At 73.3% G+C, this 20,461-nt stretch carries 19 protein-coding genes; 11 read left to right on the top strand and 8 right to left on the bottom strand.

The features are described from left to right. Positions 1-41: 41 nt before the first annotated feature. Positions 42-1,121 carry an ABC transporter ATP-binding protein gene (locus AC3RJ9_RS10700; RefSeq protein WP_020624545.1) on the bottom strand — a complete coding sequence of 360 codons (1,080 nt, stop codon included), beginning with the start codon at positions 1,119-1,121 and terminating at the stop codon, positions 42-44. A gap of 82 nt (positions 1,122-1,203) precedes the next feature. Beyond that, positions 1,204-2,223, bottom strand: a complete 1,020-nt coding sequence (locus AC3RJ9_RS10695; protein WP_049158353.1) for a LacI family DNA-binding transcriptional regulator — start codon at positions 2,221-2,223, stop codon at positions 1,204-1,206. Between the two features lie 340 nt (positions 2,224-2,563). Between AC3RJ9_RS10695 and AC3RJ9_RS10690 the strand changes: the two genes are divergently transcribed. From AC3RJ9_RS10690 to AC3RJ9_RS10680, 3 genes are all read left to right on the top strand, one after another. Further along, positions 2,564-3,886 (top strand): sugar ABC transporter substrate-binding protein, encoded by a 1,323-nt coding sequence (locus tag AC3RJ9_RS10690; RefSeq protein ID WP_044659341.1) that lies wholly within the window; start codon positions 2,564-2,566, stop codon positions 3,884-3,886. Positions 3,887-4,005: 119 nt separating this feature from the next. Further along, positions 4,006-5,643, top strand: coding sequence for an ABC transporter permease subunit (locus AC3RJ9_RS10685; protein ID WP_095695106.1), 1,638 nt, complete (start codon positions 4,006-4,008; stop codon positions 5,641-5,643). Positions 5,644-5,729: 86 nt separating this feature from the next. Continuing rightward, the gene (locus AC3RJ9_RS10680; protein WP_225348928.1) at positions 5,730-6,626 is read left to right on the top strand and encodes a sugar ABC transporter permease; all 897 of its coding nucleotides are present in this window, start codon (positions 5,730-5,732) and stop codon (positions 6,624-6,626) included. Positions 6,627-6,666: 40 nt separating this feature from the next. Here AC3RJ9_RS10680 and AC3RJ9_RS10675 read toward each other — a convergent pair whose 3' ends face one another. Continuing rightward, the gene (locus AC3RJ9_RS10675; protein ID WP_044659333.1) at positions 6,667-7,944 is read right to left on the bottom strand and encodes a fatty acid desaturase family protein; all 1,278 of its coding nucleotides are present in this window, start codon (positions 7,942-7,944) and stop codon (positions 6,667-6,669) included. A gap of 67 nt (positions 7,945-8,011) precedes the next feature. Then, complete coding sequence (locus tag AC3RJ9_RS10670; protein WP_044659332.1) at positions 8,012-9,064, bottom strand: ferredoxin reductase; 1,053 nt, start codon at positions 9,062-9,064, stop codon at positions 8,012-8,014. Between the two features lie 90 nt (positions 9,065-9,154). Between AC3RJ9_RS10670 and AC3RJ9_RS10665 the strand changes: the two genes are divergently transcribed. The 4 genes from AC3RJ9_RS10665 (at position 9,155) to AC3RJ9_RS10650 (ending at position 12,559) form a co-directional block, all read left to right on the top strand. Beyond that, a complete protein-coding gene (locus AC3RJ9_RS10665) occupies positions 9,155-10,384 on the top strand; it encodes a PucR family transcriptional regulator (RefSeq protein WP_020624876.1) in 1,230 nt (409 codons plus the stop codon). A 99-nt stretch (positions 10,385-10,483) separates the two neighbouring features. Beyond that, entirely contained in the window at positions 10,484-10,828 is a 345-nt protein-coding gene (locus AC3RJ9_RS10660; protein WP_041104120.1) for a DUF8129 domain-containing protein, read from the top strand. A 267-nt stretch (positions 10,829-11,095) separates the two neighbouring features. Further along, positions 11,096-12,211 (top strand): type I restriction endonuclease, encoded by a 1,116-nt coding sequence (locus AC3RJ9_RS10655; RefSeq protein ID WP_036314529.1) that lies wholly within the window; start codon positions 11,096-11,098, stop codon positions 12,209-12,211. Between the two features lie 135 nt (positions 12,212-12,346). Continuing rightward, the gene (locus AC3RJ9_RS10650) at positions 12,347-12,559 is read left to right on the top strand and encodes a hypothetical protein (RefSeq protein WP_010079881.1); all 213 of its coding nucleotides are present in this window, start codon (positions 12,347-12,349) and stop codon (positions 12,557-12,559) included. Between the two features lie 35 nt (positions 12,560-12,594). Here AC3RJ9_RS10650 and AC3RJ9_RS10645 read toward each other — a convergent pair whose 3' ends face one another. Further along, positions 12,595-13,140 (bottom strand): GNAT family N-acetyltransferase, encoded by a 546-nt coding sequence (locus AC3RJ9_RS10645; protein WP_020624710.1) that lies wholly within the window; start codon positions 13,138-13,140, stop codon positions 12,595-12,597. Positions 13,141-13,212: 72 nt separating this feature from the next. On the opposite strand from AC3RJ9_RS10645, the gene AC3RJ9_RS10640 reads away from it, so the two are divergent. Then, a complete protein-coding gene (locus AC3RJ9_RS10640; RefSeq protein ID WP_044659331.1) occupies positions 13,213-13,722 on the top strand; it encodes a GNAT family N-acetyltransferase in 510 nt (169 codons plus the stop codon). On the opposite strand, the gene AC3RJ9_RS10635 is transcribed toward AC3RJ9_RS10640, so the two are convergent. Next, positions 13,712-14,401 (bottom strand): M23 family metallopeptidase, encoded by a 690-nt coding sequence (locus AC3RJ9_RS10635; protein WP_020624712.1) that lies wholly within the window; start codon positions 14,399-14,401, stop codon positions 13,712-13,714. The two genes, AC3RJ9_RS10640 and AC3RJ9_RS10635, sit on opposite strands and share 11 nt — an antisense overlap. A 12-nt stretch (positions 14,402-14,413) precedes the next feature. Beyond that, positions 14,414-15,670: an NAD(P)/FAD-dependent oxidoreductase gene (locus AC3RJ9_RS10630; RefSeq protein WP_041104118.1), complete on the bottom strand. Its 1,257-nt coding sequence runs from the start codon at positions 15,668-15,670 to the stop codon at positions 14,414-14,416. Positions 15,671-15,743: 73 nt separating this feature from the next. Here AC3RJ9_RS10630 and AC3RJ9_RS10625 point away from each other — a divergent pair, with 73 nt between their 5' ends. Beyond that, positions 15,744-16,511, top strand: coding sequence for a sulfite exporter TauE/SafE family protein (locus AC3RJ9_RS10625; RefSeq protein WP_041104117.1), 768 nt, complete (start codon positions 15,744-15,746; stop codon positions 16,509-16,511). 21 nt (positions 16,512-16,532) lie between these two features. On the opposite strand, the gene AC3RJ9_RS10620 is transcribed toward AC3RJ9_RS10625, so the two are convergent. Beyond that, entirely contained in the window at positions 16,533-17,141 is a 609-nt protein-coding gene (locus AC3RJ9_RS10620) for a TetR/AcrR family transcriptional regulator (protein WP_020624715.1), read from the bottom strand. A 72-nt stretch (positions 17,142-17,213) separates the two neighbouring features. Between AC3RJ9_RS10620 and AC3RJ9_RS10615 the strand changes: the two genes are divergently transcribed. Together AC3RJ9_RS10615 and AC3RJ9_RS10610 are read left to right on the top strand one after the other, a co-directional pair. Further along, positions 17,214-17,999: an ATP-binding cassette domain-containing protein gene (locus AC3RJ9_RS10615; protein WP_041104115.1), complete on the top strand. Its 786-nt coding sequence runs from the start codon at positions 17,214-17,216 to the stop codon at positions 17,997-17,999. Then, positions 17,999-20,458 carry a YhgE/Pip family protein gene (locus tag AC3RJ9_RS10610; RefSeq protein ID WP_041104113.1) on the top strand — a complete coding sequence of 820 codons (2,460 nt, stop codon included), beginning with the start codon at positions 17,999-18,001 and terminating at the stop codon, positions 20,456-20,458. Before AC3RJ9_RS10615 ends, AC3RJ9_RS10610 begins: the two co-directional genes overlap by 1 nt. The last annotated feature ends 3 nt before the right edge of the window (positions 20,459-20,461 follow it).

Below are 20,461 nucleotides of genomic sequence, written 5' to 3'. Positions count from 1 at the left end.
GGCAGGCGCCGCCCGCCGCCGTCGCGCGCCCCGCGCCGCCGTCAGCGGTTGAGTCGCTCGCCGGTCTCGGCGTGGAACAGGTGCACGCGCTCCGGGTCCGGGACCACGTGCACCACGGACCCCTTCTCCGGCGCCGTGTAGCCCACCGTCCGCAGGGTGATGAGCCGCTCCTCGCCGCCGATCGTCGCGTGACCGTACACGTACGCGTCCGCGCCGAGCTCCTCCACGGTGTCCACCTCCACGGGCAGGCCGGCGGCGTCGTCGCTGACCACCAGGTTCTCGGGGCGCACGCCGAGGTCCACCGCCGTGCCGGCGTCGGCCAGATCCTCCCGCGGCACGGGGATGACCGTCTCGCCCCAGTGCACGCCCTCGTGCGTGGCGGGCATGCGGAAGATGTTCATGGCGGGGGAGCCGATGAACCCGGCGACGAACACGTTCATCGGGCGCTCGTAGAGGTTGCGCGGCGTGTCCACCTGCTGGAGGCGGCCCTCCTTGAGGACCGCCACCCGGTCGCCCATGGTCATGGCCTCGGTCTGGTCATGGGTCACGTACACGGTGGTGGTGCCCAGACGGCGGGTCAGGTTGGCGATCTGGGCGCGGGTCTGCACGCGCAGCTTCGCGTCCAGGTTGGAGAGCGGCTCGTCCATGAGGAACACCTGCGGGTCGCGCACGATCGCCCGGCCCATGGCCACGCGCTGACGCTGGCCCCCGGAGAGGGCCTTCGGCTTGCGGTCCAGGTACTCGGTCAGGTCCAGCAGCTTCGCGGCGTCCTCGACGCGGCGGCGCCGCTCGTCCGCGGGGACGCCGGCGATCTTCAGGGCGAAGCCCATGTTGTCCGCCACGGTCATGTGCGGGTACAGGGCGTAGTTCTGGAACACCATCGCGATGTCCCGGTCCTTGGGGTCCACGTCGGTGACGTCCCGGTCGCCGATCAGGATGCTGCCGTGGGAGAGCTCCTCGAGACCGGCGAGCATGCGCAGGGAGGTGGACTTGCCGCAGCCGGAGGGGCCCACGAGCACGAGGAACTCGCCGTCGGCGATCTCCAGGTCGAGGGAGTCGACGGCGGGGCGGGGGGAGCCGGGGTACTGGCGGCTGGCGGAGCGGAAGGTCACGGAGGCCATGGTGGGGTTCCTTTCACGGGCAGGTACGTGCCCGACGATCCAAGGTGAAGGAGAGGGGTGGGTGAGGGTCGGAGCTGACGGTCTACGGCGGCGCGGTGCTCGCTCTCGGCCGCAGGGCCAGGTGGTGCATGATCCGGTGGGGGTGGGCGGCGCCGTCGAGGGCGCCGAGCGCCAGGCGGACGGCGCGGCGGCCCTGCTCGAGCGGGTTCTGGTCCACGGTGCTGATGCCCAGGCGGGCGGCCTCGGGGTGGCCGTCCAGGCCCATCACGGACACGTCCTCGGGCACACGCAGCCCCAGGGAGTGGGCTGCCATCCAGGTGCCCATGGCCATCTCGTCCGAGATGCACATGACCGCCGTCGGCCGGCGCCGCGGGTCGGCGAGGAGGGCGCGCGCCTGGTGGTAGGTGCCGCCGATGGTGAAGTCCGCGGGCACCATCCAGTCGGCCGGCGTGCGCACCCCGGTGGCGGCGAGGGCGTGCAGGAACCCGCGGGTGCGCTCGGTGCTGACCTGGAACTCGATGTCCTCGTCCACGCGGCCCACGTAGGCGATGTCCCGGTGTCCGAGCTCCAGCAGGTGCTCGGTGGCCATCCGGGCGGCGCGGGCGTGGTCCACCTGGACCGCGGTGAACCAGTCGGGCAGGGTCTCGCCCGCCGGCAGGCGGCCACCGATGGCGATCACGGGCCGGCCGAGGCGTTCGAGTCCGGCGAACTCGAACACGCTCAGCCGGAACGAGAGGGTGATCAGGGCGTCCAGCCGCCGTCGGGGCAGCAGGTCGGAGATGACCGTGGATCGACGCTCCGGGTCCTGGCCGACGTCGTAGAGCGTCAGGTCGTACCCGTGCCGCACGAGCTCGTCCGCGGCGCCCTCGAGCACGGCGGCGAAGAACCACCGGTGGACGGAGGGGGTCACCAGCCCGATGTTGCGGGTGCGGCCCGAGGCGAGCGAAGAAGCGGCGGAGTCCGCCACGTAGCCGAGCGTGGCGACGGCCTCCTGGACTCGGGTGCGCGTGGCGGCCGCCACGGGGCCGGAGCCGGTGAGGGCGCGGGAGGCGGTGGCGGTGGAGACCCCGGCCATGCGGGCGACGTCCTTGATGCCGACCATCGGCGGTCCTCCTCCCGGTTCATGGGGTTCTGCGGCGGGGCGGGTGCACGACGGCGGCGGGCCGGGGGTCGATGCGTGGCACCAGAGTACGGCACGGCAGGCGCGGTGGTGGAAGCGCTTCCATTCCGGTTTCAGCCGGTCTTGACCTCCGCCCCCACTCCCGCATGCCCGTGTTCATGCGGGAGCGCACCTCTGTGTGGCATATCACAGTGGAAGCGTTTACACTCCTGGGGACTGACTCCTTCAGCCGCCGGGGGCAGGCGCCGTCTCACCGCGGGGCCCACGTCGGCGACGCAACGGCCGGCGCATGCCGCGGGCCACCCCTCGTGAAAGGCACATCATGCAGTCGACGACGACCGGCGGCCTCTTCCGCCGCCCGCTCAGCCTGACCCTCACCGCGGCGTTCTCCGCCCTCGCGCTCACCGCGTGCGGCGGCGGCTCCTCCGCCCCGGCGTCCTCCTCCCCGGCCGGCGCCACCGAGCAGGGCACGGCCACCGCGTCCCCGAGCCAGGACCTCTCCGAGGCCGGCGCCAGCACCATCACCATGTGGGTGGACCAGAACCGCCAGGAGCCGCTGCAGGCCGTGGCGGAGGACTTCAAGGAGGACACCGGGATCACGGTGGAGCTCGTGGTCAAGGACAACTCCACGATGAAGGACGACTTCATCACCCAGAACCCCACGGGCGAGGGCCCGGACGTGATCGTCGGCGCCCACGACTGGATCGGCTCGCTCGTGCAGAACGGCACCATCGAGCCCCTTGAGCTGGGCGAGAGAGCCGGCGACTTCGTGGAGTCCTCCGTGCAGGCCGTCACCTATGAGGGTCAGACCTGGGGCGTGCCGTACTCCGTGGAGAACATCGCCATCCTGCGCAACACCGAGCTGGCCGAGTCCACCCCGGCCTCCTTCGACGAGATGATCGCGGAGGGCCGGAAGGCCGTCGACGCCGGCGAGGCCGAGTACCCGTTCGTGGTGGGCCTGGACGCCGTCAACGGCGACCCGTACCACTTGTACCCGTTCCAGACCTCCATGGGCGCCCCCGTGTTCAAGCAGGCCGAGGACGGCTCGTACGACACCGGCTCGCTGGCCATGGGCGGGCCCGAGGGTGAGGCCTTCGCCGAGAAGCTGGCCGAGTACGGCGAGTCCGGGGTGCTGAACCCGAACATGACCGCGGACATCGCCAAGGAGCAGTTCAACTCCGGCAACGCGGCCTACTTCATCACCGGCCCGTGGAACATCGAGGAGGCCGAGGCGGCCGGCGTCGACTTCGAGGTCGAGGCCATCCCGTCCATGGGCGACCAGCCGGCGCAGCCGTTCGTGGGCGTCAACGCCTTCTTCGTCTCCTCAGAGTCCGAGAACCAGCTGGCCGCGAATGAGTTCGTGGTCAACTACCTCTCCACCGAGGCGGCCCAGGACGCGCTCTTCGCCGAGGGCAAGCGTCCCCCGGCGCTGACCGCCTCCTTCGACAAGGCGGCCTCGGACGAGACCGTGAAGGCGTTCGGCGAGATCGGCGAGAACGGCGTCCCCATGCCGGCGGCCCCCGAGATGGGCGCGGTGTTCGAGTTCTGGGGCGGCGCCGAGATGAGCATCATCAAGGGCGAGGGCGACCCGGTCCAGACCTGGCAGAAGATGATCTCCGACATCGAGGGCCGCATCGGCCAGTGATCCGGCGCGGTCCACCTCCGGCGTCCCCGCGGGGACGCCGGAGGCGGACCGTGGCCCTGCGCCCTCGGGGCGCGCATCCCCCCCCTTCCACGGCAGGCCCTCGGGCCGGATGAGGAACCATGAGCCCGTCTTCCACCGCGTCGGACCGGTCCGACGCCGCCACCGCCGCCCTCGACGACGCCGCGCGCCGCACCGGCCCGGGCCGCCGTCGTCGTGCGGACGCCCGGGGTACCGAGGGCCTCGGCGGCACGCTGGCCAAGATCGTCCTGCTGGGCCTCGTGGACGCCTTCGCGGCGTTCCTGCTGTTCCAGCTCGCGGCCGCGGGGGACTGGGTGGTGTTCGCGCTGACCCTGGCGGTCACGATCGGCATCAACTGGATCTACCTGCGCCGCGGCGGCCTGCCGGCCAAGTACCTCGCCCCCGGCCTGTTCTTCCTGATGCTGTTCCAGGTGTTCGTGGTGGTCTACTCCTCCTACGTCGCCTTCACGAACTACGGCGCCGGGCACAACTCGGACAAGGCCGCGGCGATCGAGATCATCCAGCGCTCCTCCTCCATCCGCGTGCCGGACTCCCCGGTGTACGACATCACGGTGCTGGAGGAGGGCGGCGACCTCTACCTGCTGACCCTGCGGGACGGGGAGCCCGTCCTCGGCGGCGCGGACCAGGCGCTGGAGCCGGTCGAGGCCCAGATGCAGGACGGGGAGCCGGTGGGGGTGGAGGGGTACACCACCCTGCGGTTCGGCGACCTGCTGCAGCGTCAGGACCAGGTCGCCCGCCTGAAGGTCCCGCTGAGCGACGACGCCGCGGACGGCACCCTGGAGACGCGCGACGGCTCCCGCGGGTACGTGTACGCGCCGCGTCTGGAGTACGACGAGGCCCGGGACACCTTCACGGACCTCGAGAGCGGCGTGGAGTACCGGGACAACGGCGAGGGCCAGTTCCAGGCGGACGACGGCAGCACGCTGCAGACCGGCTGGCGGGTGTTCGTCGGCCTGGACAACTTCACGCGCGCGTTCACCGACCCCGAGCTGCGCGACCCGCTCGTGCGGGTCACCGTGTGGACCTTCGCCTTCGCGTTCCTGAGCGTGGCCACGACGTTCGCCGTCGGGCTGCTGCTGGCGATCGCCTTCAACCGCTCGGACATGCGCGGCAAGAAGGTCTACCGGGTGATGATGATCCTGCCGTACGCGTTCCCGGCGTTCCTGTCCGGCCTCGTGTGGGCCGGCCTGCTCAACCCGGAGTTCGGCTTCGTCAACACCGTGTTCTTCGGCGGCGCGGACATCCCGTGGCTCACCGACCCGTGGCTGGCCCGGCTGTCGGTGCTCGTGGTGAACCTGTGGCTGGGCTTCCCCTACATGTTCCTGGTGACCACGGGCGCCCTGCAGTCCCTGCCCGAGGACGTGGACGAGGCCGCCCGCATGGACGGCGCCGGCCCGTGGCGCATCTTCCGCTCCATCAAGCTGCCCCTGCTGCTGGTCTCGGTGGCGCCGCTGCTGATCTCCTCGTTCGCGTTCAACTTCAACAACTTCAACATCATCTACATGCTGACCGGCGGCGGACCGCGGTTCCCCGACGCGGGCTCGAACATCGGCGCCACAGACCTGCTGATCACGGTCGTCTACAAGACGGCGTTCAGCGGGGTGGGGCGCGACTACGGCCTGGCCTCCGCCCTGTCCATCGTGATCTTCCTGATCGTGGCGACCATCTCGGCGATCAGCTTCCGGCAGACCAAGGCGCTCGAGGAGATCGACAAGTGAGCATCCCCCAGGATTCCGGACGGCCCCGGCCGGACGCCCCGACCTCGCCCCTCGCCGCCGCCCTGGCGCAGCAGGAGACGGACCCGCTGCGCTGGGAGGAGGACCCGGCCCCGCCACGACGCCGCCGCTCGTTCGGCCGCTGGATGCGGGAGCTGGGCTGGCGCCACGCGGTGGGCGTGCTGGCCAGCGCGTTCGCACTGTTCCCGCTGCTGTACGTGCTGTCCGCGTCGCTCGACCCGACTGGCACGATGGCGAGCTCGAACCGGCTGTTCTCCTCGTTCAGCGGCCAGAACTACGTGGACCTGTTCAGCAACCCGAACCGGCCCTTCGGCCGCTGGTTCCTCAACACGATGGTCATCGGCGTCATCACGTCCGTGATGACGGTGTTCCTCGGTGCCCTGGCCGCCTACGCGTTCTCCCGGATGCGGTTCACGGGCCGCCGCGTGGGGCTGCTGACGCTGCTGCTGGTGCAGATGTTCCCGCAGCTGCTCGCGGTGGTGGCGATCTTCCTGCTGCTGACCTACATCGGCAACCTGGTGCCCGTCCTGGGCATCGGCTCGCAGCTCGGCCTCATCCTCGTGTATCTGGGCGGCGCGCTCGGGGTGAACACGTACCTGATGTACGGGTTCTTCAACACCATCCCGCCGTCGCTGGACGAGGCTGCCAAGCTCGACGGTGCCTCGCACGCGCGGATCTTCTTCTCGATCATCCTGCGCCTGGTGACCCCCATCCTCGCGGTGGTGGCCCTGCTGTCCTTCATCACCACGGTCTCGGAGTTCGTGATCGCCTCCGTGGTGCTCACGGACCCGTCCGCGCAGACGCTCGCGGTGGGCCTCTACGGCTACGTCTCGGAGACCCGCTCCGAGAACTGGGGCGTGTTCGCGGCCGGCGCCGTGCTGGCGGCCCTGCCCGTGATGGCGCTGTTCCTGTTCCTGCAGCGGTACATCGTCTCCGGCCTCACGGCCGGCGGCGTGAAGGGCTGAGCCGACGACGGCGGTGGGAGGGGCGCCCGCCCCTCCCGCCTCACGGCAGCGCCAGCCGGAACACCTTCTTCCACGCGGAGCCCACCTGCCGCAGCAGCGGGCCGGTCGTGTAGGGCAGGCCGTAGCGGGCGCAGATCTCCCGGACCCTGGGCGCCACCTCGGCGTACCGGCTGGACGGCAGGTCCGGGAACAGGTGGTGCTCCACCTGGTGGGAGAGGTTGCCGGTCATGAAGTGCATCAGCTTCGAACCGGAGATGTTCGCGGAGCCGATCATCTGCCGCACGTACCAGTCGCCGCGGGTCTCGCCGTCCACCATCTCCTCGGAGAACGTCTCCGCACCCTCCGGGAAGTGCCCGCAGAAGATGACCGCGTGCGCCCAGATGTTGCGCAGGCCGTTGGCGAGCAGCGTGCCCACGAGCGCGGCCTTGCCCGAGCCGGTCAGCACCTCGGCGACGGCCGGCGTGGCCACGTAGTCCTTCGCGAACTGCCGTGCGGCCTTGACGCCCACGGAGCGCAGATCCGTCATCAGTTCCTCGCGGGACTTCTCGCCGCTCTGCACGCGGTCCAGCTCGAGGTCGTAGAGCGCGATGCCCCACTCGAAGATCGGCGCCAGCCCCGCATTGATCACGGGGTTGAGCAGGTGGCGGGGCCGCCACGGCTCGGACTCGTCCATGCGCAGGACGTTGTAGCCCACGTCGCGGTCCTTGCCCACCACGTTGGTCCAGCGGTGGTGCAGGTCGTTGTGGGTGTTCTGCCACGCCCGCGACGGCGTCACGAAGTCCCACTCCCACGTGGTGGAGTGGATGTCCGGGTCGCGCATCCAGTCCCACTGGCCGTGGAGCACGTTGTGCCCGATCTCCATGTTCTCCACGATCTTCGCGACCGTGAGCATGGCTGTTCCCGCCACGAACGCGGCGGGGTGGCGTGCGTTGAGCAGGAGGGCGCGGCCGCCGAGCTCGAGCCGGCGCTGCCAGCGGATGACGCGGCGGATGTAGGCCGCGTCGGAGGCGCCGCGGCGGGCGAGCACGTCGTCGCGGATCGCGTCCAGCTCCCGGCCCAGCTCGGCCACCTGCGCGTCCGTCAGGTGGGCGGCGCCGGGCGGGCGCACCGCCGGGCTCCCGACGACGCCCGGCAGCCCCGGCGTCGTGGCGGCGGCACGGGACTCGGCGGTGCGGGGAGCCCAGCTCGTGGTGTCGGGGCGGTCCTGCGGCAGGACCCGGGCGGCGCGGCCGCGCACGGTGGTGCCGGGGATGGCCAGGGCCAGATCGTCCGGGGCGGTGGCGCCGGTGCGGTCGGGGGCGGTGGGGGTCTGGGTCATGTGATGCTCCTGGGGGCGGGAGGCGGGGATGGTCGGGGAGGCCCGGGTCGCGGGCCGGGCGTCAGGTTCACAGGCTGAGGCTCAGCGGGCCGGCGGCGGCGCTCACGCAGGTCTGGACCAGCTCGCCGGGCTCGCCGTGGACCTGCCCGGTCCGCAGGTCCGTGACCCGGCCCGAGCGCAGCGGCGTGAGGCACGCGTGGCAGATGCCCATGCGGCAGCCGGCGGGCGCGGCGACGCCGGCCTCCTCGGCCACCACGAGCAGCGGCACGTCGCCGGGAGCGTCCACCTCCACGTCGGCGTGCTCGAACACCACGCGGCCGCCGGCCCCCGCCACGCCCGGGGCGAAGTCGGCCTGGAACCGCTCGATGGTGAGGTCCGCGGCCGCCTCGCGCCGCCACAGGGCCTCGGCGTCGTCGAGGAACCCGGCCGGCCCGCACGCGTAGCCGGCGCGCTCGCGCCAGTCCGGGCAGAGGCCCTCGAGCTGTGCGGGGGAGGAGAGGTCGAGGCGGCCCGTCTCCGCGGTGTGGTGGTGCACCACGCGCAGGCCCGGGAACTGGTCGGCCAGCTCGGCCAGCTCCTCGCGGAACAGGGCGTCCTCGGGGGTGCGGGAGGAGTGGATGAGCACGACGTCGGCATCCCGGCGCGTCGGCACGAGCGTGCGGATCATGGACATCACCGGGGTCAGGCCCGAGCCGGCGGTGAGCATGAGCAGTGGGCGCGGCTCGTCCGGCAGGGTGAAGTCGCCCTCGGGGATGTCGAGGAAGAGGACGTCGCCGGGCTTCGTGTGGCGCACGAGCGTGCCGGAGACGAGGCCGATGTCGGACACCGTGATCTCGGGGTCGGCGCCCGCGGGAGCGGAGAGCGAGTAGGAGCGCCACTGGCGCACGCCGTCCACGTCCACCCCGATGCGGGCCCACTGGCCGGCGTCGTGGGCCCGCCAGCCCGGGCCCGGGCGGAAGGCGATGGTGGCGGTGCCGGGCGTCTCGCGCGTCACGGAGGTGACCACGCCGCGCAGCTGCCGCGAGGAGTGCACGGGGTCGAGCAGGCTGAGGACGTCCTGCGGGGCGAGCGGGTGCAGGAGCGTCGACGCCAGACGGGAGAACAGAGACGGGCCGACCATGGCTCCAGTCTATGGCTCGGCATGCCGCAGTTCTTCGTCTTCAGCGTACGATCTGGGCCATCACTTCATCGCGAGGAGACAAGATTGAGTGTGACGCAGACCACCCCCGCCCCCGACTGGCGCCCGCCCTGGCAGTCCCTCCCCGACGACCTCGCGGAGCGCCTGGCCCCGGCGATCCCCGGGATCATGGAGCGCATCATCGAGACGGTCCCGGACCAGATCCCCGCCTACGCGGCGGCGCGCGACGGCCACTACGGCAAGAACCTCACCGCCGGCGTGACCACCGCCCTCGAGCAGCTGATGAGCCTGCCCGGCACCACCCGCCCGGCCCTGAACAGCGAGTCCCGCGTCCTCATGGCCCGCCTGGGGGCCGGCGAGTTCCGCGAGGGGCGCTCCATGGACGCCCTGCTCGGCGCGTACCGCACCTCCGCGCGGATCGTGTTCCGCGAGCTCTCCGCCGAGTGCGCGCGCCTGGGCCTGGAGATGTCCGTGGTGATCGAGCTGGGCGAGTCCATCTGGGCGTACATCGACGAGCTCTCCTCCGTCAGCGCCCAGGCGTACGCGGAGGCGCAGTCCGCCCAGGCGGGCGTGCTCGAGCTGCACCGCGCCGCCCTCGCCACCGCCCTGGTCCGGGGCGGGACCGAGGAGAAGGAGGTGCAACGGCTGGCCGCGCTCGCGGACTGGCGGCTGCCGCGCCGGCTGGCGGTGGTGGTGCTGCCCGCGGACGCCGGCGTCGCCGTCCGGGAGAGGCTGGGCCGGGCCGGGCTCGTGGTGGAGCGGGACTCGGAGGTGGTCGCCGTGATCGACGCGACGCCCTCCCAGGGCCGCCGCGAGCGCATGCTGCGCCTGCTGGCGGGGACGGCCGCCGTCGTCGGGCCGGCCGTGGACTGGCCGCTCGTGCCCCACTCCTACCGGGTGGCCCGCACGCTGGCCGTCCAGGAGGCGGCGGGCCGGACGGCGGAGCCCGCGCAGGGGGAGGACGACGACGGCGCCCCGTCCCCGATCCTCGCCGCGGACCACCTGGCGCGCGTGGTGCTGGGGGCCGAGCCGCGCGTCGTGACGCAGCTGGCCGAACGCGTGCTGGCGCCCCTGGACGAGGTGAGCGAGGCGAAGCGGGCGGTGCTGGAGGAGACCCTGCTCGCCTGGCTCACGCACTGGGGCCAGCGGGCGCCGATCGCCGCGGAGCTCGGCGTGCACCCCCAGACCGTGGGGTACCGGGTGGGCCGGCTGCGCGAGCTGTTCGGGGAGGCCCTCGAGGACCCCGACGCGCGGTTCGACCTGGAGATCGTGCTGCGGGCGCGGCGGGACGGGGTCGGGTGAGCGGGGCGGCAGGGGGTGCCGTCTGACGGGGGCCTTCACTAGCGTGGGTGGACCACGCATCCCGACGAGGGACCCCGACGAGAGAAGAGGGACAGTGCCATGACGAACGCCCCGAACCGCGACGAGCTCCCCCTGCCGGACTACGACCACATCCCCAACGGCACGCTGTCGACCCGGATCACCGGCCTCGACGAGTCGCAGGTGGAGCAGCTGCTCGCCTACGAGCGCGCCCACGGCGACCGCCTGCCCGTGGTGCAGGTCCTCGAGACGCGGCTCGAGGCGCTGCGCTCCGGCGCCCAGCCCTCCGGCGATCAGGTGCCGGACACCCCGGAGGTCGGCGGCTCCCGCACCGGCTCGCCCGTGACCCCGGAGACGAGCGGCCCGCCCGTGGAGCCCCTGAGCCGCGGCATCCCGGCCGACCCGCAGCACCCCGGCAACCGCTGAGCCGGCCGGGCGTCGCCTGACAGGGCGGCCCCCCGCGGAACGCGGCCACGACGCCCCGTCTCCTTCCTGTGAGAGGCGACGCGTCGTGGCCGCCTCGCGTTCCGGGCGATCCCGCGGTCCGGCCACGGAGCGCCTGCGAGGGTCCCCGTAGCGTGTTTGTGAGCTGGGTTATATTTCGACACAGCTGCGGCGGGCCTTCGGGCGCTGACGTGCGAGGCTGCCGGATTCCCGGCTGTCCGGCTCCTACTCACGGATGGGTGAAACGGCATGACTGAATTCGAGGACAAGCTTGCGCAAGTGGCTCGGCGAGCCCGCGACTACGCAAGCTCCCTGGACACGGAAGAGGCGACGAAGAACGCGCTCGTCATGCCATTCATCTCGCAGGTGTTGGGCTACGACGTGTTCGATCCCCAGGAGGTCGTCCCGGAGTTCGTCGCAGATCTGGGCCTGAAGAAGGGGGAGAAGATCGACTACGCCATCATGCGGGAGGGGAAGGTCAACATCCTCGTGGAGGCCAAGAAGGTCGGCTCGGAGCTGTCCCTGGCGCACGCGAGCCAGCTGGTGCGCTACTTCCACACCAGTGAAGCGCGGATCGGCGTGCTCACCAACGGGCGGGTGTGGAACTTCTACACGGACCTCGACAAGGCCAACATCCTCGACGAGCGTCCGTTCCTCGTCCTCGATCTTCTGGACATCGACCCGGTCACCGTGCCGAAGCTCGAGCAGCTGGCGAAGGGATCCTTCGATCTCGACTCGGTCATCGCCGCAGCCGAGGAGCTGAAGTACGTATCGGCCATCAAGCGCGAGATTTCTGCCGAGATGGCTGCGCCGAGCGATGAGTTGGTGAAGGTCCTCGCCAAGCGCGTGTACTCCGGGTACATGAACGCCAAGGCGGTGGAGACCTTCACCCGGCTCACCGAGGAGGCTGCGCGCCAGTACATCAACGATCGCGTCAACGCGCGGCTGAAGACTGCCCTGGGCGACCAGGTCGCTCCGGTACTGGCGGCTCCCGCTGAGCCCGTGGCCACCGGCGATCAGACGGTCCTGTCCGACGAGGAGAACGGTCAGGAGGGCCAGCTCAAGCCGGGCGTGGTGACGACCGAAGAGGAGATCGAGGGTTTCCGCATCATCAAGGCGATTCTCGCCGGAATCGTGCCGATGAACCGCGTCTACATGCGCGACGCAGCCTCGTACTGCAGCGTCATCCTGGACGACAACAATCGGAAGCCGATCGCGCGCCTTCACTTCGACGGGAAGGTGAAATATCTGGTGCTGTTCGATGCGGACAAGAACAGGACGCGGGCCGACCTCGAGAACTTGGAGGACATCTACGAATCCGCCGAGGCACTGCGGAGCGTCGTCAGCTCCTACGTCGGGGCCTGAGCGGACTCTGACCCGCCTACTGACCGGATCCGGCCCGCGGGCGGGCAGGACTGTGCCCCGCCGCCGTCGATGCGCCACCCTGGTGCGCACGCCCCGGTGGGACAGACCCGCCGGGCGCCGACCCGAGAGGACGTCATGACCCATCACGAGCGCGACGACCGCCAGGCCCTGGCCGCCGGCGAGACCTACCTGATCCACGTGCTGGAGACCTCCGACCCGCCCGGCAACCCGGACCACTACCGGATCACGGACGCGGTCGAGGCCCACCACGCGTCCACCGGCTCCTACGACGTCGAGGCCGGCGGCCTGGACGCCGCCCGCGAGCTGCTCGCCCGCCACGCCAAGTGAGCGACCGGGGCTGAGACGTCCGGCCGGGCCGCGCCTCACGCGCCCGGCCGGAGCCTCATCCCCAGCACGGTGCGCGCCTCGAGCCCCAGAGCCGCGCGGGCCTCGGGCGCGCCGGTGCGGTCCTCGCCCACCACGGTCATCCCGATCCGCTCGGCCACCCGGCGCGAGGCCGTGTTCTCCGGGTGGATGATCGCCACGAGCTCGTGGTGCCCCAGCACGTCCCGGGCGTGGTCCCGGCAGGCGGCGGCCGCTTCGGTGGCGTAGCCGCGCCCCCACAGGTCGGCCCGCACGTGGTAGCCGACCTCCAGGCGAGGCTCCCCGTTGACCTCCTGCCACGTCAGGCCGCAGTCGCCCACGAAGCCGGGCCCGCCGTCGTCGTGGGTCTCGATGATCCACAGCCCGTGCCCGTCCTGCGCGTACCGGCGCCGGTTGCCCGCGATCCACGCCGCCGCCTCCGCGCGCGTGCGCGGGGCGGGGTAGAAGCGCATCACCACGGGATCGGCGAGGAGGCCGGCCAGGTGGTCGAGGTCGGCGTCGGCCATCTCGCGGAAGCGCAGACGGGCGGTGGGGGCGGGCGGCATGCGCCCAGGCTAGCGGCGGGCGGATGCGCCCCGCCTCTTGTCTGCGCGGGGCCGGGCTGGTCGACTGTGCCCATGCCGCATTCCCTCTCCCTGCGCCCGTTGCGGGTGGATGACGCCGAGGCCATGGCCGCGGTCCTCGCCGACCCGGACCTGTACACGTACACCGGCGGGACGCCGCCGGGCGAGGAGGAGCTGCGGCAGCGGTACGCGATCCTCGCGCGCGGTCGCTCCGAGGACGGCGCGGAGGACTGGGCCAACTGGATCGTGGTGCTGGAGCCGGAGGGCCGGCCGGTCGGCTACGTCCAGGCCACCATCCCCGTGGACGGGGGACCCACGCAGATCGCCTGGCTGATCGGCACGCCGTGGCAGGGCCGCGGGCTGGCGAAGGAGGCCGCCGGCCTCCTCAAGGGCGAGCTGCGGGACCGGGGGGTGCGGCGCCTCGTGGCGGATGTCCACCCCGAGCACACGGCCTCCCAGCGGGTCGCCCAGGCGATCGGCCTGGCGCCGACGGACGAGGTCGTGGACGGGGAGGTCCGCTGGGCCGGGTCCGTGGACGACGGCGGCGGCCCGGTCACCGGCTGAGGCCGCGGCGCCGCTCCGGGTAGGAGCCGCCGAGCTCCACGCCCCGCTCGGCCAGGTAGGCCTCCGGGTCCACCGGCTCGCCGTCCACGCGCAGCTCCAGGTGCAGGTGCACGCCGGTGGCGGCGCCGGTCTGCCCGACGCCGGCCAGGTGGTCCCCGGCGGAGACGCGCTGGCCCGCGTCCACCACGGTGGAGTCCGGGGCGGCGTGCAGGTAGCGCCACACGTGGCCGTCCCCGGCGTCCACGGCGAGCAGGTTGCCGCCCGCGTCCCCGCCGGCCTCCACGAATAGGACTCGGCCGTCGGACACCGAGTGGAAGGGCGTGCCCTCCGGCACCCCGCCGAGGTCCACGCCGTCGTGGCGGGTCAGGGCCTCCTCGGACACCCCCGAGGGCACCACGCCCTCGCCGAACGGGTTGGGGCGGGGCCCGAAGCGGGAGGTCACGCGGCCCTGCACGGGCTCGGCGTACCCCTGCGTGTTCACCGTGGGCGGGGCGGGGGTGAAGCCGCCGTTCCAGCGCCGCCGCTCGGCGCCCGCGCCGGCGTCGTCCCGGCCGGCCGGACCGAACGCGAGGACCAGCGCCAGGACGGTCGCGATCAGGGCCAGCGCCCCCACTGCGGCCAGCACGCCCCCGGCCACACCGCTGCCCGGGGAGCCGGCGCCGGGGGTCGGGGTGGTCATCCCCTCAGTCTGTCATGCAGGGTCGGGACGGCCCCGGCCTTCGCCCACGGCATCCCGGCCCGCCACCAGCTCCCGCCCGCGCTCGTAGTCCTCGTCCGCGTTGTAGGTCAGCACGCCCACCACGCGGTCCTGCGCGTCCATGTACCAGAGAGTGAACCCGCCGGTGCGCTCCACCATGCGGGCCTGCTCGTGGCCGTCGCCCCACGCGGCGTGCTTGAGCGTGTGCTCGCCGATGGTGCTCCAGAACCCGGGCACGGCCTCCCACCGCCGCAGGGACTCCGGGTCCGCCGTCGCCGCGTGGGCCAGCACGGAGGCCTGGCCGGCGCCGCCCGGCACGCCGACCTCGGTGCGGGCCGCGTTGTGCCCGGCGACCTCGCCCATGCCGAGGGCGTCGCCCCAGTGCTCCACGGGGATCGGCCGGCCGGCCACGGCGTGGTGGGCGCGGGCCACGTCCCCGGCCACCCACACGCCCGGCGCCGCCGCCAGGTGCTCGTCCGCCACGATCCGCCCCTCGTGCATGGTCAGCTCGGAGTCCTCGAGCCACCCGCCCCCCGGCTCGACCCCCACCGCGGCGAGGATCAGGTCCGGGGCGAGCGTGGCGCCGTCGTCGAGGTGGACGGTGCGCGGGGCGCGCACCTGCCCCACCCGCACGCCGGTGCGCAGCTCGACGCCGGCGCCGATCAGCCACTGCGCGATCCGATCGCCCGCCTCGCGGCCGAGCCGCTTCTGCTGCGGCACCTCGTCCGGGGTGACCAGCGTGGTGGCCACCCCGCGCAGGGCCAGGGAGGCGGCCGCCTCGCAGCCGATGAACCCCGAGCCGATCACGACGGCGGAGCGCGCGTGCCCGGCGGAGGCCACCAGGCGGCGGGCGTGGTCGAGAGAGCGCAGCAGGTGCACCTCGGCGTCGTCGTCCGCGACGGGCAGGGGCTTCGGGTGCGCGCCGAGGGCGAGGATCAGGCGCTCGAAGCGGACCGGCTCCTCGCCGACCCGCAGCGTCCGGGCACCCAGGTCCGCGTGGGTGACGGTCACGCCCCGGCGCAGCTCGACGGCGTCCGGCAGGTCCTCCAGCACCGTCGGCTCCGGTTCGGCGGTGCCGCGCAGGAGCTCCTTGGACAGCGGCGGACGCTCGTACGGGTGGTCCACGTCCGAGGTGAGCATGAGGACGGGGCCGGGTCCCCCGGCGTCGACGTAGGCGCGGGCGGCGCTGACGCCGGCGGGGCCGCTGCCCACGATCACGAGCGGGAACGGGGTGGAGCTGTGCTGGGCCATGCGGCCAGCATGCGCACCCGTCACGGGCGGAAGCCAGGGCCGACGGACACCCCGGCTCCGGCATACTGCCCGCATGGACCCCTCCCTGGTGTGGCTGCCGGCCGTCGTCGCGCTGGCCGCGATCACCGTGGGCGGCACGCTCCAGCGGGTGAGCGGCATGGGCGTCGGCATGATCGCCGCACCCACGCTGTCCCTGCTCCTGGGCCCGGTGGCGGGGGTGACGCTGTCCAACGTGGCCGCCTCGGTGTCCGCGGTGCTGCTGTTCGCGGTGCTCCACAGGCACGTGGACTGGCCGCGCTTCGTCCGCCTCGCACCCCTGCTCGTGGCCGGCTCGTTCGCGGGGGCGTGGGCCGTGCGGGTCCTGGACGCCCACGCCCTCGAGATCCTCCTGGGGTCCTCCGTGCTGGTGGCCGTGGCCGCCGTCCTGGGCCTGCAGCAGCGCTTCACCGCCCAGGGGAACGGGGCCGTGTTCGCCTCCGGCGCCGTGGCCGGGTTCATGAACACCACCGCGGGCATCGCCGGGCCGGCGCTCGCGGTCTACGCGGTGGCGAGCCGGTGGGACCAGCGCTCGTGGGCGGCCACCCTCCAGCCCGTGTTCCTGCTGGCCAATCTCACCTCGCTGGTCACCAAGTCGCTGTTCGGCGCGGCCGTGCCCGCGGGGCTGCACGTGCCGTGGCCGGTGTGGGTCGCCGTGGTGGTGGGCGGCCCGCTGGGTGTCCTGCCCGGTTCGGTGGTGGCCCGCCGGGTGGACCCCGCGAAGGCGCGCGTCCTCGCGATCTGCCTGGCCGGCGTCGGGGGCACGCTGGCGCTGGTGCGCGGTGTGGCCGGCACCCTGGGCTGAGGCGGGGCCGGCGCGCAGGCGTCAGGGCAGGAGGGAGCGCACGGCCGCGGCCAGCGTGTCCCGCACGTCGTCCACCGTCAGGTCCTCCGGGGCCAGGTGCCGCTCGACCGACAGCGTGTGCACGAGCATCAGGAGCATGGCCGCAGTGTGCGTGACCTGCTCGTCCGGGACGTCGGCCAGCACGCGGTGCTCGCGCAGCAGGCCGGCCAGGAAGTCCCGCCGCCGGACGGTCAGCGTCCGGTAGGCTCTCCCCACGGCGGGCTCGCGCAGGCCCACGGCCTGGAACTCGTGGAGGAGCAGGGGCCAGGAGCCCGTGGTCTCGAGCACGACGTCGGCCAGGGCCTCCGCCACGCGGGCCACCAGGTCCTCGCGCGGCAGGTCGGGGTCGTCCAGGGCGTCGGCGACGCCGTCCATGGCTCGGGTGGTCGCCCGCTCGAACTGGACGGTGCAGGCGGCGGCGAAGAGGTCCGGCTTCCCCGCGAAACCGGAATAGACGGCGCCCTTCGTGTAGCCGGCCTCCGCCGCGATGCGGGCGAGGGAGGAGCGCGCGTAACCCTCCCGTCCGAACACCCGAGCCGCGTGGTCGAGGATGGCCGCGCGGACATCCTCGCGGCGGGGTCGGGTCGCCATGTTGCCCTCTCGATGCCGATGGTATTGAATACCGATGGTATTGAATCCGCCTCGACTCGGCAAAGAGGGCCCATGTCTTCCACTCCCACCGACGCCGATCACCATGGCCCCGGGCCCGCCCCCGACCCGGCGCACCTCGACGACCTCCCGCCCGCCACCCTCGTGGCGCGCGGTCTGACCCTGCGCGGCAGTCGCGGGCCGGTGTTCGGCTCCCTCGACCTCGTGCTGCCCCCGCAGACCCACCTGGCCGTGCTCGGAACCCAGGGCTCGGGCCGCTCGGCCCTGCTGCTCGCCCTCACGGGGCGCCTGCAGGGCGTGCGGGGCGAGCTCGTGCTCACCGGCGGCCCCGTGGACGTCGCCCTGGACGGGCCGGAGCGGCCCGCCGCCCGCGCGTACCGGCCCCCGATCGACGCCGCGCGCCACCCGCACGCCCTGCGCGCCCGCACCGCCGTCGCCCACACCACCGACGTGGTGGAGCTCGAGCCGGCGCTGACCGCGGCCGAGGTCGTGGACGAGCGCTGTCTCACCGACGGCGTGCGCCGCCGCGCCGGCCGCGCACGCTTCGCCCTCCTCGCGGACGCGGTGAGGCTGACCGTGGCGCCGGAGGCCGTCGTCCGGGAGCTGTCCGCGCCCGATCGCGCGCTGCTGGCCGCCGTCGTCGCCTGCCTGCGCCCGGCCCGCCTCGTCACCTTCGACGACGTGGACGCCACCCTGACCATCGATGAGCTGGTCGCGCTCCACGCGGCCCTGGACGTCCTCAAGGACCACGGCCACCCGTTCGCGGTGAGCGCCGTGGCCTCCGCGCCCGTGCCGCGCGACGCCGTCGTCCTCACCCTGCCCCCCGTCCGGGAGAACTGATGCTGTTCCGCTACGAGCTGCGACGCTTCCGCCGTGGCCTGCCCCTGCTCGCCCTGCTGTTCATCTTCCTCGTCCCCGCCATCTACGGCGCTCTGTACCTGTCCGCGAACTGGGACCCCTACGGGGCCATGGACCGTCTGCCGGTGGCGATCGTCAACGAGGACGAACCCGTCCAGCGCGGCGACACCACGCTGCGCACCGGCGCGGACATGACCGAACGCCTCAAGGACGACCGCGCCTTCGACTGGCGCGAGACCACGCGCGAGGAGGCCGAGGAGGGACTGCGGGAGGGCCGGTACTACCTCGTCCTGGAGATCCCCGCCGAGCTCAGTCGTGACCTCGTCAGCCCCGAGGGCGGCGGGACACCGCGGCAGGCGCAGATCACCCTGCGCCGAGACGACGCCAACGGCTTCGTGATCGGCTCCGTCACGAACGCGAGCCAGGCCAAGGTCGAGGCCGCCGTGAACCGGTCCGCGATCGAGGCGTACTTCGAGGCCGTCTTCTCCAGCCTCGGCGAGCTGCGGTCGGGCATGGTGGACGCCGCCGACGGCGCCGCGCAGCTGGCCGACGGCACGGCCTCCGCGGAGGACGGCGCGAGCCAGCTGGAGGACGGGATCGTCCAGGCCCACGACGGCTCGGGCAAGCTGGCCGAGGGCGCGGGCCAGCTCGCCACGGGTGCGGGTGACCTCGCGGACGGCGCCGCCCAGGCCGACGACGGCGCCCAGCGACTCGCCGAGGGCGCCGCGTCCGCGCAGGACGGGGCCGGGCGCCTGGCCGACGGGCTCGACCAGGCGCGCGGGGGCTCCCAGGCCCTCGCCGACGGTGCCGGGCAGCTCGCCGAGAACGCCCCCGCCCTGCGTCAGGGCGCCACGGACCTCTCCGACGGGCTGGCCCAGCTGCAGACCGGATCGGCCGAGCTCACCGACGGCGCCACGCAGGTGGCCGACGGCACCCAGCAGCTCTACGACACGGTGATCCCCGGCCTGGACCAGGTGATCGAGCGGCAGGACGCGGTGGCCGCCGACGTCGCCGCGGTGGACGAGGACGTCCAGCGCGTCGCCGAGGTGGCCGGCACGGCCGAGGACGGCGCGGGCGCCCGCATCGCCGACGCGCAGGCCGCCCTGGCCGAGCTCGCCGAAGAGGACCCGACGCTCGCCGAGTCCGAGCAGTACGCCGCGCTCCAGGAGGCGCTCACCGGCGCGGACGAGCGGGTGACCGCCGTCGCCGGCCGCGCCGAGGAGGCCGCCGCGACCTCCGCGGCCGCCAACGAGCGCGTCCAGGGCTTCGTCGAGGACGACGTCGCCGCCTCCGCCAAGGCGGATCTGACGGACCTCAACGACGGCGCCCACGCCGTGGCCGCGGGCGCGGAGAAGCTGCAGGGCGGGATCGGTGAGGCGAAGGACGGGGCCGACTCCCTCGCCGACGGCGCCGGGAAGTTCGCGGACGGCCTCGAGCAGCTGGGCTCCGGCGCGACCGAGCTCGACGGCGGCCTGGCCCAGCTCCAGGACGGCGCCGGGGAGCTGCAGTCCGGCCTCGGCGAGCTGACGGACGGGGCGACCACCCTCGCCGAGGGCAACGCCGCGCTCCACGACGGGGCGCTGACCCTGCAGGACGGTGCGGGCCAGCTGGAGTCCGGCGCCACCGAGCTCGACGGCGGCCTGGCCCAGCTCCAGGACGGCGCCGGGGAGCTGCGCGCCGGCCTCGGCACCCTCGACGACGGCGCCCACGAGCTCGCCTCCGGGCTCTCCGACGGCGTCGACCGCGTCCCCGCCCTGACCGAGGACGAGCGGGACGAGGCCGCCCTGGTGATGTCCCGGCCCGTGGAGGCCGTGATGCAGGTGGACAACTCCGCGGAGGTCTACGGCCGCGGCATGGCGCCGATGTTCTTCTCCATCGCCCTGTGGGTGTTCGGCATCGCCGCGTTCAACATCATGCGGCCCATCAGCGGGCGGCTGCTGGCCGGGCGCCGCAACCCGGTGGCGATCGCGCTGGCCGCGTGGCTGCCCGTGGGCATCGTGGCCGTGGGCGGCGGCCTGCTCATGCTCGCCGCGACGCTGCCGCTGGGCCTGGCCCCCGTGCACCCGGTGCGGGCCGTGGCCCTGACGGTGCTCGTGGCCGTGGTGTTCTCCCTCATCGCGCACCTGGTGCAGACGGCGCTCGGCACCCCCGGTTCGGCGCTGCTGCTGGTCCTGCTGGTCCTGCAGCTGGCCTCCACCGGCGGCACCTACCCGGCCGAGGTGCTGCCCGGCTTCTTCCAGGCGCTGCACCCGTTCATGCCGATGAGCTACTCCATCGAGGCGTTCCGCAACGCGATCTCCGGCGGTCCGGACCAGCGCTTCTGGGTGCCGGTGGTCGTGCTGATGGGCATCGGGGCGGCGGCGCTCGCCCTGGACGTGCTCGTGGTGCGGCGCCGGCGTCGGTTCCGCATGAAGGACCTGCACCCCGCGCTGCAGGCCTGAGCG

Source organism: Micrococcus sp. 63XJN7_6_ISO-PGPR-S23-444, assembly GCF_058072765.1.
This window is presented reverse-complemented; position numbering and strand designations above follow the sequence as displayed.